This window comes from Pseudoalteromonas aurantia (genome assembly GCF_005886875.1).
GTDB classification, from domain to species: domain Bacteria; phylum Pseudomonadota; class Gammaproteobacteria; order Enterobacterales; family Alteromonadaceae; genus Pseudoalteromonas; species Pseudoalteromonas aurantia_A.
Genome location: NZ_PNBY01000134.1, coordinates 1 through 14,807, shown reverse-complemented (window position 1 = coordinate 14,807; position 14,807 = coordinate 1). Strand labels below are relative to the sequence as shown.

The following is a 14,807-nucleotide window of genomic DNA, read 5'->3' as shown; positions in this document are numbered from 1 at the left end:
GTTCAACACCCAGATAAGGTATCGGCTGCGCGACACCTATCCTTATTTGTTAGGTTTACTTAAAACCAGCAAGGACAACTTTCTCACTTTTATCAAATTCGATTACACATTGATTGGTGACAAAAAAGAGCCTATTATTAAACACAATAGTTGAACCACTTTCATTAACAGAATACATGTAGCTGGAAAGGTTAGTTGTATCCAGTTGCCTAACTACACTTGATTTCATTTCACCAGCCGAAAAATTACCACAAAGATAGAAAACCTCATCTTTCCCTACTTTACAAAAGATTGCTCCCGTAGTAATGAAACAAATAGTAATTAATAAGCTGATAAGTAGTTTTTTATTGCTCGATTTCATCCTGATGCTTCCAGATATCCCTGTAAACCTAACGCCCGCTTTAACAGGCGCAAAATTAGCAGGCTAAAATTAGCAGGCTAAAATTAGCAACGAAGGAGCGCAAGCCTGCTGTTTTGCGTACTTGTTTAAGCGTTTGTATGGGTAGAATACCCTTGGAAATCACCTGTATTTTTATTGAATAAAATCAATAATTTAAATGGTGAAAATATATTCCCCATAATTCTCCTAAAATTCCCCACAAAAGAATACGCACTCCCTGTTGGCTATTATTTGTTCAGTAAAGATAAACTCCTTAGATCATCAACAATAATGTTCATGGTCTGTTCCTAGTTAGATTTGAACTAATAAAAAAGGAATAACGAATATGAAACGAATTTCGACCGTTGATTAATTAAAAGTAAATGATGATCTAGGCTCAGCAATTTATCTGGCAGAAAATGCATTCTGTGATTTAAATGCCGGCGTTAGCGAACTGACTTATGAAGATATTTGGAAGCGCACTTTAGATCCACATTACAGCCAACATGATGACTAGCTTATTTTAGATTTTTACGACTAACCTAATAACTCCCCCAACGTGTTCCTACTTAGTTTTAAAGACATAAAGTAGGAACTTTTAAATGAGCCAAAATCAATTTATCCGTAAATATAAGCGTATTTCTAAATCAAAGTGGGCATCACATGACAAAAGTACAATATTACCATTGGCAGAAGTTGTTGATGACACAGATGATGAAATAGAACTTGGGTTTACCCGTTATATCTATCTACATCGAGATGAAGTAGGGAAGGTACTTGGTATATCGATATCAAAAGCCATATTTGAGGAGACCGATCTTCATTTTGAAGAACGTTATCTGGAGGGCAGTGACATGTTGTTATTGCTACTTACTTATATTGATGAAATTACCGAGTTCTGTGATTTATTTACGGATGAATTTAAAAGCATTTTCATGCTGTCACCAGAAGAGTATTTTGAAGTAGCAATTCAAGTTTGGTGTGAACAAATTGAAAATGTTTAATTAGAGCGAGCCTATCGGCTCGCTTTTTCTCTCACAATAAAAACAGATCGCGGGATACCGTAGCCATCATATTCGGCTTTTTTTTCTTTTCTGGCTTTTGTTACGCGTTGTTCAAGCTCTTATCTTTCTTCTTTTGATGACGGCGAGAGTTTGATACCACAGAAGTGTGTTTGTATAGTCATTTGGATGAATATTAATATATAAAAAATTAAAACTAACTTAGCTTTATCAGAGAGTTATTTCAAGTTTGCTCTTCAAAGAAAAACTAAGTATTTATTTATTTAATGTCTGTAAACCAAACCATAAAATATTTCACAAGCTTGTGAAATATTACTTATATTTAATTATGTAAAGATAACTATTGAAAATGAATCAATGATTGAGTAACTTTAACTTCATCAACAAGGATTCAGGAAATATGTTGATTGTGAACAATAGGTAAAGTTTTACCAGTAGTATCGGAAATTTATGGACTTCAAATCTCAATTTGCTTTGGCAGTGAACGCCAGCGCTCCACTAATACAAATTATTAGCCATGACACTTTGCGCATTCGCGCAGAAATTCAATCCCTTGCTAAAGAAAATAATAAGTCTACCTACATATGGGATAGTGTTAAGGGGCTTAGAAAAGACATCAATCAACCAGCAGAATTAGAGGAAGATATACATAGTCCAGTCGAGGTGCTTGATTGGGTTATTGGTGATACTGATGACGAGTTAATATGTGAAACACCTAAAAATTGCATTGTTTTACTGGAAGACTTTCACCACTTTTTAAATCCAGGAGAGCATTCAGTTATCAGCCGCTTACGGAATTTTGCTATTGCTGTGGCTGGTAGAAGTATAAGCAACATATCCATCGTACTATCTCAGCCTATAAAATATCTACCAATCGAATTAGAGAAAGAAGTTGTTGTGCTCGACATGCCGCTTCCTTCGATTCAAGAATTATCAAAGTTGGCAGTACAAGCTAAACAAAAGTTTCAGCTAGATGAAAGAGATTGTTTACATACAGAATCCTTTTTAAATGCCGCGATAGGGCTATCAACTAGTGAAGCTCAACTTGCTTTCGCAAAAATTGCGTATGCCAAGAAACGTTTATCTGATCTCGATATTCCAGATCTTGTAAAAGAAAAAGAACAACTGATTAAGAAAAAAGGTAACTTGGAATACTTTCATCCTGATTCATCACTGAATGAGGTTGGCGGACTAGATAATCTTAAAGCTTGGCTTAATAGAAGGCGGTTAGCATTTTCACAACAAGCAAAAGAGTTCGGTTTAGAAACTCCTAGAGGTTTATTAATGCTCGGGTTACCTGGAACAGGTAAGAGCCTGTCTGCTAAAGCGATAGCAAATGAATGGCAGCTACCTCTTTTGCGTTTGGATATGGGCAACATATATGGGGGAATTGTTGGTCAATCTGAATCAAACATGCGTGATGCACTTCTACTAGCAGAAGCAATTTCACCAAGTATTTTATGGATAGATGAAATTGAGAAAGGTTTCTCGGGTGCACAAAGTTCAGGTGCCACTGATGGAGGAACAACAGCGCGTGTATTAGGCAATTTCTTAACTTGGATGCAAGAAAAAACGAAACCTGTTTTTGTCGTCGCTACAGCAAACAACATTGCTCAATTACCTCCTGAATTACTACGTAAAGGTCGTGTAGACGAAATCTTTTTTGTTGATTTACCAACAGAGAATGAACGTCGTGAAATTATCAAAGTTCACCTAGATAAAATTCGTCGTTTAGAGAACCTCTCTCCTGTTCAGATCAATACTCTCGCAACCTTATCGAAAGGATTTACTGGTGCAGAGCTAAAAGAAGCTATAAAAGAAGCATTGTTTATCGCTTTTGATGAAGTAGAAGAGCTTGAATTTGAGCACATTAAGAAAGCTTTGCTAGAGACTACTCCCATGTCGATAACTATGAGTGAAGTAATTGAAAATACGAGAAAGTGGGCACAAGGTAGGGCTGTAAATGCGTCTGCTGAATCACCTGAACCACTTGATAAAAGCAAAGACCAGTCAATCAGGCTCAAATCTGAAATAGAAAACCCGTTTGTTTAGGAAGAACATGAATCCATTTTATTTGGCAATAAGTGACAATAAAAATGAAAAAGCTGCTAGTAGGCTGGCTGAAACTGTCGATAAAGGTTTATTTCCTTTTAACCAATATTTGAAGAACAGTATTACAGCTTTTAAAGATAAAGAAACAGAGTGTAAATGGAAACCTCTCGCAACATCATCATACGAAATATCTCCGACCACTCGAATCTATAGAATAATGCCACTTACCAAGCTAAAGGTAATGTCTGGTGAATCAAACTGGTATCAATTAAACAGTGATGATTTAGATGAAGATTTTGAATTCGATACTGAAGAGCCGGTTACAGTTGGTAAGGGTAAAAATCGAAAACGCATTGAGGTATGTGACTCTAGGATTAAAGCCGGCAAGCATGAAATCAGGTTGAAAGATGAACTAACTAATATTACTGAAGTTAGTTGGTTAGGGTATTCATTACTTATCATGCCGATTTCCCTTGTATTAAAAGAGGGTGAGCAACTAAGCGTTGAAGGCAGGTGTTATCAAATAAAGCATATCGATAAGGATGAAGTGTTAATTGAAGGGGAATTTCAAAGTGACTCAGCAACGGCAAAATATTTAGGCACAGATATTTACCTAACAGTATTGGAACGCTTTGAGCACAATGATAGTTCTGTGCCTTTAATTGACTTTTACGATCACTATGTTGTTTATGGTGACAAAATACCATCATTAAAAAATACCATTGTTGAAGATATAACTGATCAAGAGCTAAGAAAATTTTCTCTGTCAAATTGTTATGATAAACAAGGAAATCTTTTACCTTCAAAAGACTATGATATTAAATATAAGCAAAGCAAAATATTAATTGAGCCCTTAAAGGCTAATACTGAGGTGATATCGCGTTGTAATTTAGCAGCGCACCCATCGCTCAATTTAACGATAACAAAAATTGAAGCAAAAGAGCTGTGGATCCAATTAATTGAACCTGACGATGATGAAGGTTTGAGCATTTCATTATTAGACTTATTTTTTAGCGATAACGCGAAGATTTTAGAAGCTAACACTAATAACCCTCGTGATGCTTTTTATGTGGTAAAAGCAAAGCAAGACGAAAAACAGTTGCTACTGGCTAAATCTAAAGAAACTAAAAATAAAAGTGTGTTCCCAAAGGGTGAAACGATAAAAGTTAAAGCTGATATTTCTCAATTGAGAAAACAACAAAATGCCCTAACTAACATAAAAAAAGCGCCAAGTATTGATCAAATTCCAATTATTAACTTATTCCTCAACAAAAAAGATGGACCTTGGCAACCTTTTGAACCAGAGGAGTTAGCAGAAGGTGATTGGGGTATTTTAACAGACCTGAAATTTAAAGGATGCGAAGAGCAAAGAGAGTTTGTGCAAAAAGCATTAGCCACCCCGGATGTTGCCATTTTAGATGGTCCCCCAGGTACAGGAAAAACAACCTCTATTCTTGAACTGATACTACAACTTGTTAGAAAAGGGAAAAGAGTATTACTTACAGCATCAACTCACGCTGCAATTAACAATGTATTAGAAAGGGTTGATAGTAAAAAATTAGATAACGAAATATTTCCGCTTCGTATTGGTGATAAACATAATGCTCAGGGGTTAGAGCATTATCAAATCGATGAGCTTGAAACAACCAGTAACCTTTCAAAACAGCTTTTGGTTGAAAGCAGTAACCTAGTTTGTGGCACAACAATAGGCATAATGCGTTTGTTTAATGATGAGTCGATTCGTTTGTCACAGCATGAAGCGCCATTTGATGTGATGATCATAGACGAAAGCAGTAAGACGCCATTTCAAGAATTTTTAGTACCGGCACTCTATGCAAAAAAACATATTTTAGTGGGAGATATAAAGCAGCTTTCCCCTTTTACGGATAGAGATCAAATTGTTGCCAATCTTGAAAATTTAATGCTTAAGCAAGGCAGAATTAACGAGAAAGCACAAACTCTAGATAAAGCTCTGCAACAGGCTTGCTTTCTGCTTGAAGAGTGTCGTGGCACAAATCGCGAGAATGATGCTTATAAAAACTATCTTATCAAAAAAGAATCACGGGATGTTTGTTCTGCAATCAAAGCGGAAGTAGATAACAGAAGGCGTAAGGATAAAGATTATCAAAATGTGTTAGTTATTGAAAGAAATAATCTATCGGAAATTATTCGCAACCCATTAGAGTTATGGCAAAAAAACCTTTGTTTTATTGAAGAAAGCTGTTTTGAGCAAATACAAGCATACTTACCACCAGATGCAATTTTGTTAAGTGATAATAATGAATCATCAAGCCAAAGCTTCCAGCACAACGCCATATTTAATGATAACCAAAAGCTTCATTATCGTGGCAAAGATATTAATACAACCACTAACCTGCATAAGCACTTTAACGAGCGGTTTACTAAACACTCTTGGGCAACAGAAGTTTGCTGGCGTTTAGAGCGCTTATATTGGTTACGTTTAGCTAATGGCTTTGATAAAAAAGCTAGAAGTTATAAATCAACAATAGAAAGGCTTTTGCCCTCAACTGTTGATTGTGCAGGGCGTGTCTTCCAACTTAATCAAATTGCCTTTCCATCAGTACTTGAAGCGCTTTCGGGAAGTGGTTTAGATAAACGTAAAAATGATATTGAACATACCCTTAATTCCGGCTTTTCACCAAATATTAAAAACCAAAGGCATGTCACGTTAAGTTATCAGCATCGTATGCACCCAGATATTTCAAAATTTCCTGGAAAGCAGTTTTATGGTGGTAGGTCACTTAATAATGGAGATAGTGTCTCTACAGAAAGAGACTGGGACTACAAAGGTTTCACGTCACATGCGACTTGGTGCGATGTAAACGGTAGTGTAGAAAAAGGGAATAAAAATAAAGCTGAAGTAAGGCGAATTACTCAAGAGTTACAAAAATTTGCTAGCTGGGCAGAAGGTAAAACCAACGATGAAGGAAAGCCATATTCAATTGCAGTCTTAACCTTTTATAAAGGTCAAGAATCAGCGCTAAGAGAAGCGCTTAAAACATTAACAAATAGCCCTAAAAGCTACTCACGCTTTGAGTACAAAGGCTTACCAATTAAGTTGGCAACGGTAGATTATTTTCAAGGTCAAGAAGCTGATATTGTTTTTTTATCTATGGTTAACACACATCGAGACGGCTTTTTAGACTCCCCAAACAGATTGAATGTGGCAATAACACGTGCCCGCTATCAACTCGCTGTAGTAGGAAGTCAAGATTATTTTGAAAATAAATCACGAAGTGATGAATTAAAAGGCCTAGCCGAAAGCTTAACTAAGGAAGGCAAATGAGCAAATCTATAAAAGAGCAATTACAGAACTTTAAGCGTTCTTCGAAAAAGCCAACACCTAAAAACGGAAAAAAAGAGACAATCGTTGGAAATAACGGCGACTTATTCCAATTGAACAGAGTAGTTGAGGTAGAGTGTTTGCCTTTACTCGGTACGGTTGTTTTTAAAAATGAACGAAAAGACATTCAACAGGCTTTAAGTGATTTAAGAAGTATGCCACAAAGGCTTAAGGCGTATTTATACAAAATAGGTTTATTGAATAAAAGTGATGAACTAACTGCTCTCGGCGAACAGTTCCTCAATAAGCCTTACTTAGAAACGCCAGAGCGTGGCTTGTTTAACGTATGGTTTGCAAAGAATGATCCATTTTTGAAACGGCAGCCAATTTGTATTCAACGAGTGGATGCATTTGCTTCCAAGTCATTAAATAACTACCAAAAAAGTAACATTGTTACTGATAGCTTTATTGGTGAACAGTTCCAGAGCACTAATCTGGTCACTCAAACAAATTCATCCTTTCAAAAAGTTGATGCGAGAATAAAAGATATAGAAGTGCTATGTAAGCCAATTCAAACAGCACAAGCGTCGTTAGACTGGTCTGTAAAAATGAATAAGCCTTTATCATTGACTGCTGAGCTAGCTATAGAGCAAGTCAGCAATGGCAAAAAAGGAAGTATTTCTACCAAAAAGGAAATGGCACTAAATATAGAATCATCAGTCGCTATGTTTAAGAGCATGATGAATGCGGTTGTCAATGAGCTAGAAGGACGTTGGGACTCCAAAACCAATATATTTGAAGTTCCATTTAGCGATTTAATCGACAATCAACAAACGCTAAATGATTTAAGACTTAAAACCTTGCCATTTACTAAGCTGAATACAGCGGAGTATGGAGAGTTTAATATAAAAGAATATCCGGCAATATCAATTGCCCCATTTAGTGAAGATGATGCTCATAACTGGTTAAGCGCATGGTGTACACACTTATATCAATCGGCATATTTACCAGTAGCTCACGCAGAAAAAGCACAACTTTCTTGGTTAAGTAAGTCAAAGTTGGCACATTTTGATCTAGTGCCAATGAGATCAGAAAAAATTCTTAATTTACTGGGTGAAAATGGTAAAACACAGAGTTATTGGCATGCAGCAGCAGGCATGGACATTTTGCCAAATCTTTCAACTGAACACGGTGCACAGCTTACTCTTGAAGATGGCTCAATCCTAGAAGTGCAGAAACTTCTTAATCACCTAACTGCAAACCGAATTGTAGATAGCATGATGATTGCAGATCGCTATTTCACATCAGAAAGCCAAAAATCATTACTCGAAACTATCGCAAATAAATTGGGCACACAAGGTGGTTTGCTAGTAACGCTCGAATCGCAATTTAAGCAAGTTTTACCAAGTGGATGGGATAAAAAGTTTGTTAGTAAGTCTCCAGAAAACCACGATAGATATTGGATCTTTTTTATAAAAAATGAAATACGCGCTTGGAAAGTAAGTGCAAGCTTAGACTTTGCAAGAAAAACAAATACCAATGAGCTAAAAGTTTATGGGTATCCAACATTTAGCCCTATTCAAAAAGATGATTTACCAAATTATTTACAAGAGCATATAGAAGCGTTTTCAAAGGAGTTAGTGTAATGACAAGTTTTCAACCAAGAAAAGCCGAGAAAACCATTGATTTTAGTCATGAAGAACTCTTTCCTGTATTTATAAAGCAAGACGTGCAAGCAAAGCAACACACAGAGTTACTGCCTAAGTATCAAGATAATAAGCTTTTGGAGATAATAAAAAAAACAAAGCATCAATTACTTTTTGCTACTGACAAGTTACTAAGTGAAGACATAATAATTGCATTACAAAACCTTGTTGAAAGCGATAACAATATTAATGTGTACATTTGCCTTGGTAACATTGAAGAAAATAAAACGGCAATTGATAGATTAAAATCCCGTTGTTTAGTTAGAACAGGTGTTTCTCAAGCAGGTGCAATGGTCATCAGTGATCCGCACTATTTTGATAAAAAAGGGCTAGCCATTACATGTTTAGAAAGTGGCTTTCTGTTAGCGCTTAACGATCAACAAATTGAAGATACTTACAGGAGCTTTTGTTTTCACTTTTGGAATAGTACCAATCGCGAATTTTTTGGTGAGATTGAACGAGTTGCAAAACCGGCACCAAGTCAAGTGGTTTTAAACGATGAGTATCATAAAGAAGCGTATTTTATTAATCCAATCACTTTTGATGTTGCCACTATTTCAACACCAAATTTAGTAAAACATATAGATAGTGCAGAGTATTCGAGTCTGCTATCAAATCCAAATTACCCAGATTTAAATAAACAATCTGTAAGTAAAAAAGCAAAAATTGCGCTATCTGAACAGAATCTCCCTTCATTTGTGTTTGAAAGTGGTAATAATCGCGCTTGGTTACTACCTGAACACTTTGATAAAAACAAAGTTAACTGGGTGGCCTTACTTGATGAAGAGCAGAAGAAGCAAGTAGCTACAAAGCTGGATAGTTTAATCGAGCAAGCTGAGTGGCAACTTTCAAGGCAGCCTAAAACTAAGGATTTACAGTCTTTAGAGTTCATCAAAGCTGAATGTACCGATTCTAACCCGCTTTGCATTAAAGATAATAAAACACTTGAGCTGGAAGATAAGTTTTGTGACTCATTTGATGAATATTTTATAGATGAGCCTTTAACATTCTTTAAAGAACAAATGGGTTGGGATACAGACTATCTATCAAAAACGGTCACATTTGAAAGCCGAGTACACCCACCGTATCTTCCAAAAAATGCGAAAGAAGATAAGTTAAAGAGCGAATGGCAAAATATTCAAAATAAGTGGGAAGACACGATAGAAAAAGCGGTTGCTTCGATCAATGGTTTAAAGGTGAAGGAAGAATCTCAAAAAGGAAAGCCATTTGCTAATTTACTAAGCCAATTTTGGTTAGGGAAATCACGCACTCTAAGTGGTTACAAAACTGAATTAGAAGACCTTAAAACATGTGAGTTACAAAGTTTATCGCCAAGTACGCGCTTTGAAAAAGAAAGCAAATTAATAGCTCTCATTAAACAAATTGTTCAAAGCGGATCTGATATTAACAAGCAGACAACTTATGCAGAAGCGACGCACAAATGGCAAAGAGAGCTTGAGTCCCTTGAGCATGATTTTAAAAAAGCGAATAAAGCTAAAGAAGACATTGAAATGCGCAATAATCAACAAGCCCCGAGTTTAAAAAAACAGTTAAATCAATTAGAAACTGATTATGGTTCTAAACTCAACGAATACTTAGCGTCTCTAGATGAGGATAAACGTGAAACATTAGCTAAAAAGCTTGAGACGCTAGCTAAAGCGCAACAATTTTTAAAAGACAAAAAATCGAAGAAGTTACATCACCAGTTTAATGAGACTGTGAAACAGCTCACCGAGAAAAATCGTAATATAGAAAACACACTCTCTGATTTAGATAAAGCGCTAACAAAGTCTTTAAATGATTATGATATAGCAGCAGATAAACTTCAAAACCATAAAAAGAATGAGCCAAAAATTCAAGCCGAAGATAACAGCCTAGATTCACAGCTTGGTATTAAAGATAAAGAGTTGTCCAAGTTCAACTTGCCAACAGAAGACTTACCCTATGGTGGCTTAAAGTTAATGGTTGCAGATAATCAACGCTATATTGTTGTTAACCATGAAAGTGAGCTTAAACAAGCTAGATATGACGCGAATAGGCTAAATGCCAAGTTATGCACCCAAAAGGGAGATGATCATGCCTGAACAGCGGATAGTGCTTACTATAGATGAAGAAGGCGGTGTTACAGCTAAAACAGATGGTTTATATGGTGAGAAGTGCATTGAAGCAGTAGCTGAATTGTTAGACGAACAAGTAAATATTAAATCACTAAAAAAAACAGATGATTTTAATAAAACTCAATCACTGCAAATACAAAATAAACTCAGTTTAAAACAAGGTGAGTCATGAGTGCAGTTATAAAAACAACAACGCCTTTTATTAACCAAGAAGTGCTTATACGCACTTTAACTAAACTTAGTTATGAGCCTCAGTTGATAAACAGCAACAATATAATTGAGTTAAATAGTCATGGTCGTTTTCAAGTGGGCGACCTAATTACCAATCGGCAAGATTGGAATGGCTTACAGTTTTTCAGAAAACAAAATAATAGTTGGTCATTATGGCATGATGCACAAGAGCATAGTGCTAGGGTATTGGCTTCTAAAAAGTATTTAAGCGTTACTAAGTTTATCGAGGAAGTTGATATAGCTTATCGTACTGAATACCAAGCATTTCTTGAAGAGCAAGTTGAAGCAGAACGAGTTAGGCTTGAAGCTGAACGCCTAGCAAAAATTGAAGCCACAAAAAACGCTGCAATAGCAAAGGCCAAAGAGCAAGGCTACTCAGTAAAAGAAAGGCATGTTAATGGTAAAATACAGCTTGTATGCATAAGGCGCGTATAGGTGTTTGATAAACATAGTTTTAATCTTTCACATCTAGAACCTTGCAGCCATATTTATGGGCCAGGGGCACGTTTTATAGTATGGCTCCAAGGTTGTACGCTCGCTTGTAAAGGGTGTTGGAATAAGGAAATGTGGTCCCATCAAAAAAAGAGCTTGAAAAATAGGGAAGTGTTACTAAAAAAGATTATCAAGACTCCAAACATTTCTGGTGTAACCATATTAGGTGGAGAGCCATTCCAGCAAGCAGAAAATACACTTTGGCTGTTAGAGAAACTTAAAAAAGTAGGTAACTTAACTAGTATTATTTATAGTGGTTATACGCAAAGGGAACTTATAGAAAGAGGCTTTTGGAGCACAATTGATAACAATGCGGACTTAATAATTACAGGCCGATACCAACAAGATAAAAGAGATACCAGTTTGTATCTGCGAGGTTCTACCAACCAAAAGCTAATTTACACAAGTAACACGCAACTTAAACGAGAGGATGAACAAGGAGATATCATTGAAATCATTATTGATGAGTTCGCAAAATCAACAATTCTAGGTTACCCCGACCCCTAACTTCACAAGCTTGCAAAACGCCCGTCAAAAACTATCTGCGTTAGTCTAAAAATCCAAATTATTTAAAGGAGTTTTTATGACTAACGTACAACCAATTATTGAGCACACAACCACAGAAAACTTTTCATTTTTACAGCATTGGTATCCAGAGCTTTATTGCCTAGCGATGGATATGGACCGCTTCTATTCTCAAGATCACAGTTGTGCCTTATTAAAAGCGCGTTTATTTGCAGAAGTGTGGTGCCATGTGTTTGCCGAAAAAGTTGGCGTGAATCTGGAGTGTAATACCGAGCTTACAAATAAAATTAAGCAATTAGAAAGTGTTACAAATTTTCCACCATACATTATTGATGAGCTTGAGGTAATTCGTCTGAATGCAAATTTAGGCGTACACGCTTATTGCACAATCACAAATGACTGGTTTGGTAGTTCACAAGCAAGTCAAAAACAAGTTAATAACACCATGCAGGCGGTGCATGAACTAGCTAGTTTTCTCGTTTATAACGTTTGTGGTGAAACGGGTGAAAAGACCAGTTGGCAAGCGCCCACACATATCGATGAGATTAAGAACGTAGAACTTGCCTTAAACGGCAATAAAGAAGCCAATTATGCACTGGCAAAGCAAGCGCTTTCTCAGTTAGAGCATTATAAAAGCAAGGAACTCGTTGAGGACTTAACACGCAACCAAGTTAAAACGCTTAAGCGTGATTTAGAGTACTGGTTATCGCGTTCAGCACTGTGCAATGCAGAAGGCACAGCATTACTTTATGCTAAAGCTTATCAGCTAAAGTGGCTGCAACTATGCGAACACCACAACGCAGAAACGTGTTATAAAGCGGCCATAAAAGAATGTGAGAGTGGCGAAGCCCATTACGAATTCGCTCTTTATATTAATAAAAAAGGGCAAAACAATCGTGCTTGGCAACATGTTGAAAAAGCAGCTGAGCTTGGCCACTTTGAAGCTATAACTGATTTACAAGATCGCTTTAAAACGAAAGATACACTGCAATTTAACTACTGGCTTGAAAAAGGCATCACATATAAAGAGCCAAACTCATTTTCGGTTGATGCGGGCTTAAAAATTCAAGCTTGGCTTATAAATCAAGAGGATGAACTGGCGCAAAAACGTGCTCGTAGCGCATTAATCGAAGCAAAAGCAAGGCGTGCAAAAGGCATTGATTGCCTGCAAGCATACTGTGATTACTTTGGTTATTGGAACAAAACACCTGAGCAAGAAAAGGCGCTTGCTACATTAGCTGAAAGTTACAGCCAACTACCGAACTGGTTTAACTTTAATAAAGAGCTGTTTGAGGTGTTTAAAACACACGAATCGCACCGCAAACTGGCTATTAAAATTGGTAACCAAGTTATAGCAAAAACTAAGTGCAACGTTGAAAAAGCACAGTTCAAGTTTGATTTAGCCATGCTTATTTGGCAAGAGTTACAAGCGCGCGGCACAGTAAAGTCGCCCTATGCCTTAAAAACACTTATTCGTGAAGCAGCAAGTGAAGGCTGCAAAAACGCAGTAGAGTTTTTGGCATTACCAAAAGGTAAACAGCTTATGCGTGATAACAGCTATGTGACAACACGCACCCAGTTCAAACAGCCAGATCGTAAAAAACAAAAACAAGCTAAAAAGAAAGCGCGCAAAGCAAAAAAGAAATAATGATTTTGTACCGATAAAGGTTCTAACAATATGAATAATCAAATCTTTTGTTATAAAGCGTTATTTATTAGATAATTTTTATCAGGTAATATGTGTTTCAAAGTATGACAAGGAAGCCCCATGAGTCAGACAACGAAACACATATTACTTATCGTCACTGGCGCAAGCCCACAAGTATTAACCGAGACCATCTTCGCTTTAAATCAGCAAGGCAAACAACTGCCTGAAGAAGTGTTTGTAATCACCACACAAAATACTAAAGATATGTTGGTAAATGGCTTATTTACACAAGGCCACTGGCAAAAGCTAATTGACGACTACCAACTGCCTGCAATTACATTCAACGAAAACAATATTTGGTTAATTGAAGACGATAAAGGCAACCCAATACTGGATGCCAAAACTGAGCAAGAACAAACCTTTATGGCTGATTTTATCACCCGTAAAGTGTTTGAACTCACAAACGATAACACGCTAAGCATTCATGCATCCATCGCTGGCGGGCGCAAAACCATGGCATTTTACTTAGGTTATGCCATGTCACTGCTTGGCCGCGAGCAAGACAGCCTAAGCCATGTGTTTGTAAACGACAAGTTTGAGTTTGTGCCTGATTTTTATTATCCAACTCCTAACTCTCGTATCGTTTATAACCGAAATTTAGGCAGAGACGTGGATTGCAAAAACGCTGTCGTCACCCTAGCCGAAATTCCCTTTGTACGTATGCGTAAATCGATTGATCAAACCTTGGTTAACACCATACAAAATGCATCATTTAGTCAAACCGTTGCAAGCCTAAACTCTGCTCATAACGATGAACTAGAACTCACTATCAATAAAAAAGCCAAAGAGCTAAAACTCGCAGGGGTTGAAATAAAACTCTCTGCCAAAGAGTTTGCTTTTTACCTATGGATACTTGAGCACTCTAAAGCCAATAAACAAGGCCTAGTGATTGATCGCACTTTTGAAGAGACAACAGAGCATGTAATCGCTTTTTTAACGCACTTTAGTCAATATGGCAGTGATTCTCGTGTTTACACCAAATACGGTCTAGAACCAGAAGAGTTCCGTGATGGTGAACATAAAAATTTAATACCTATGGAACGTGACTTTGTGCAACAAACACGTAGTCAAATCAACAAAAAAATAGGTAACAGACTTACAGTGGAACTAGCTGAAAAAATCAGTATAGATTCAGTTAAACAAGACAATAATACCCACTATTTCGTCGCGGCATTTACTGATCTGCTTTAATCAAACTGGACACTTTAATAATGGAATATAATCCAATTATTGAGGTGTTAAATGACAAAACGAACAAACAGAAATTATAC

11 protein-coding genes are annotated in these 14,807 nt (G+C 36.7%); 10 read left to right on the top strand and 1 reads right to left on the bottom strand.

Annotated elements, in window-relative coordinates; all coding sequences use genetic code 11:
• Positions 1 to 55: 55 nt before the first annotated feature.
• A complete protein-coding gene (locus tag CWC18_RS19350) occupies positions 56 to 361 on the bottom strand; it encodes a hypothetical protein (protein WP_138675907.1) in 306 nt (101 codons plus the stop codon).
• A 620-nt stretch (positions 362 to 981) separates the two neighbouring features.
• On the opposite strand from CWC18_RS19350, the gene CWC18_RS19345 reads away from it, so the two are divergent.
• The 10 genes from CWC18_RS19345 (at position 982) to csm6 (ending at position 14,727) form a co-directional block, all read left to right on the top strand.
• Positions 982 to 1,383, top strand: a complete 402-nt coding sequence (locus CWC18_RS19345; RefSeq protein ID WP_138675906.1) for a hypothetical protein — start codon at positions 982 to 984, stop codon at positions 1,381 to 1,383.
• Between the two features lie 468 nt (positions 1,384 to 1,851).
• A complete protein-coding gene (locus tag CWC18_RS19340; RefSeq protein WP_138675905.1) occupies positions 1,852 to 3,453 on the top strand; it encodes an AAA family ATPase in 1,602 nt (533 codons plus the stop codon).
• Between the two features lie 7 nt (positions 3,454 to 3,460).
• Positions 3,461 to 6,760 (top strand): AAA domain-containing protein, encoded by a 3,300-nt coding sequence (locus tag CWC18_RS19335; RefSeq protein ID WP_138675904.1) that lies wholly within the window; start codon positions 3,461 to 3,463, stop codon positions 6,758 to 6,760.
• On the top strand, positions 6,757 to 8,403 hold the full coding sequence (locus CWC18_RS19330; RefSeq protein WP_138675903.1) for a hypothetical protein: 1,647 nt from the start codon (positions 6,757 to 6,759) through the stop codon (positions 8,401 to 8,403). Before CWC18_RS19335 ends, CWC18_RS19330 begins: the two co-directional genes overlap by 4 nt.
• Positions 8,403 to 10,547: a hypothetical protein gene (locus CWC18_RS19325; protein ID WP_138675902.1), complete on the top strand. Its 2,145-nt coding sequence runs from the start codon at positions 8,403 to 8,405 to the stop codon at positions 10,545 to 10,547. Before CWC18_RS19330 ends, CWC18_RS19325 begins: the two co-directional genes overlap by 1 nt.
• Complete coding sequence (locus CWC18_RS19320) at positions 10,540 to 10,752, top strand: DUF2997 domain-containing protein (RefSeq protein WP_138675901.1); 213 nt, start codon at positions 10,540 to 10,542, stop codon at positions 10,750 to 10,752. The genes CWC18_RS19325 and CWC18_RS19320 overlap by 8 nt, the downstream gene beginning before the upstream one ends.
• A complete protein-coding gene (locus tag CWC18_RS19315) occupies positions 10,749 to 11,246 on the top strand; it encodes a hypothetical protein (protein WP_138675900.1) in 498 nt (165 codons plus the stop codon). The genes CWC18_RS19320 and CWC18_RS19315 overlap by 4 nt, the downstream gene beginning before the upstream one ends.
• On the top strand, positions 11,247 to 11,810 hold the full coding sequence (locus tag CWC18_RS19310; protein WP_138675899.1) for a 4Fe-4S single cluster domain-containing protein: 564 nt from the start codon (positions 11,247 to 11,249) through the stop codon (positions 11,808 to 11,810).
• A gap of 76 nt (positions 11,811 to 11,886) precedes the next feature.
• Complete coding sequence (locus tag CWC18_RS19305) at positions 11,887 to 13,476, top strand: hypothetical protein (protein WP_138675898.1); 1,590 nt, start codon at positions 11,887 to 11,889, stop codon at positions 13,474 to 13,476.
• A gap of 120 nt (positions 13,477 to 13,596) precedes the next feature.
• Positions 13,597 to 14,727, top strand: a complete 1,131-nt coding sequence (gene csm6, locus CWC18_RS19300) for a CRISPR-associated ring nuclease Csm6 (RefSeq protein WP_138675897.1) — start codon at positions 13,597 to 13,599, stop codon at positions 14,725 to 14,727.
• Positions 14,728 to 14,807 lie beyond the last annotated feature (80 nt).

Excerpts from the sequence above, each read along its gene's own strand:
- CWC18_RS19335 (WP_138675904.1), top strand. The coding sequence starts at position 3,461 with ATGAATCCATTTTATTTGGCAATAAGTGACAATAAAAATGAAAAAGCT.
- CWC18_RS19305 (WP_138675898.1), top strand. The coding sequence starts at position 11,887 with ATGACTAACGTACAACCAATTATTGAGCACACAACCACAGAAAACTTT.
- CWC18_RS19315 (WP_138675900.1), top strand. The coding sequence starts at position 10,749 with ATGAGTGCAGTTATAAAAACAACAACGCCTTTTATTAACCAAGAAGTG.
- csm6 (WP_138675897.1), top strand. The coding sequence starts at position 13,597 with ATGAGTCAGACAACGAAACACATATTACTTATCGTCACTGGCGCAAGC.
- CWC18_RS19330 (WP_138675903.1), top strand. The coding sequence starts at position 6,757 with ATGAGCAAATCTATAAAAGAGCAATTACAGAACTTTAAGCGTTCTTCG.
- CWC18_RS19345 (WP_138675906.1), top strand. The coding sequence starts at position 982 with ATGAGCCAAAATCAATTTATCCGTAAATATAAGCGTATTTCTAAATCA.
- CWC18_RS19350 (WP_138675907.1), bottom strand. The coding sequence starts at position 361 with ATGAAATCGAGCAATAAAAAACTACTTATCAGCTTATTAATTACTATT.
- CWC18_RS19320 (WP_138675901.1), top strand. The coding sequence starts at position 10,540 with ATGCCTGAACAGCGGATAGTGCTTACTATAGATGAAGAAGGCGGTGTT.
- CWC18_RS19340 (WP_138675905.1), top strand. The coding sequence starts at position 1,852 with ATGGACTTCAAATCTCAATTTGCTTTGGCAGTGAACGCCAGCGCTCCA.
- CWC18_RS19325 (WP_138675902.1), top strand. The coding sequence starts at position 8,403 with ATGACAAGTTTTCAACCAAGAAAAGCCGAGAAAACCATTGATTTTAGT.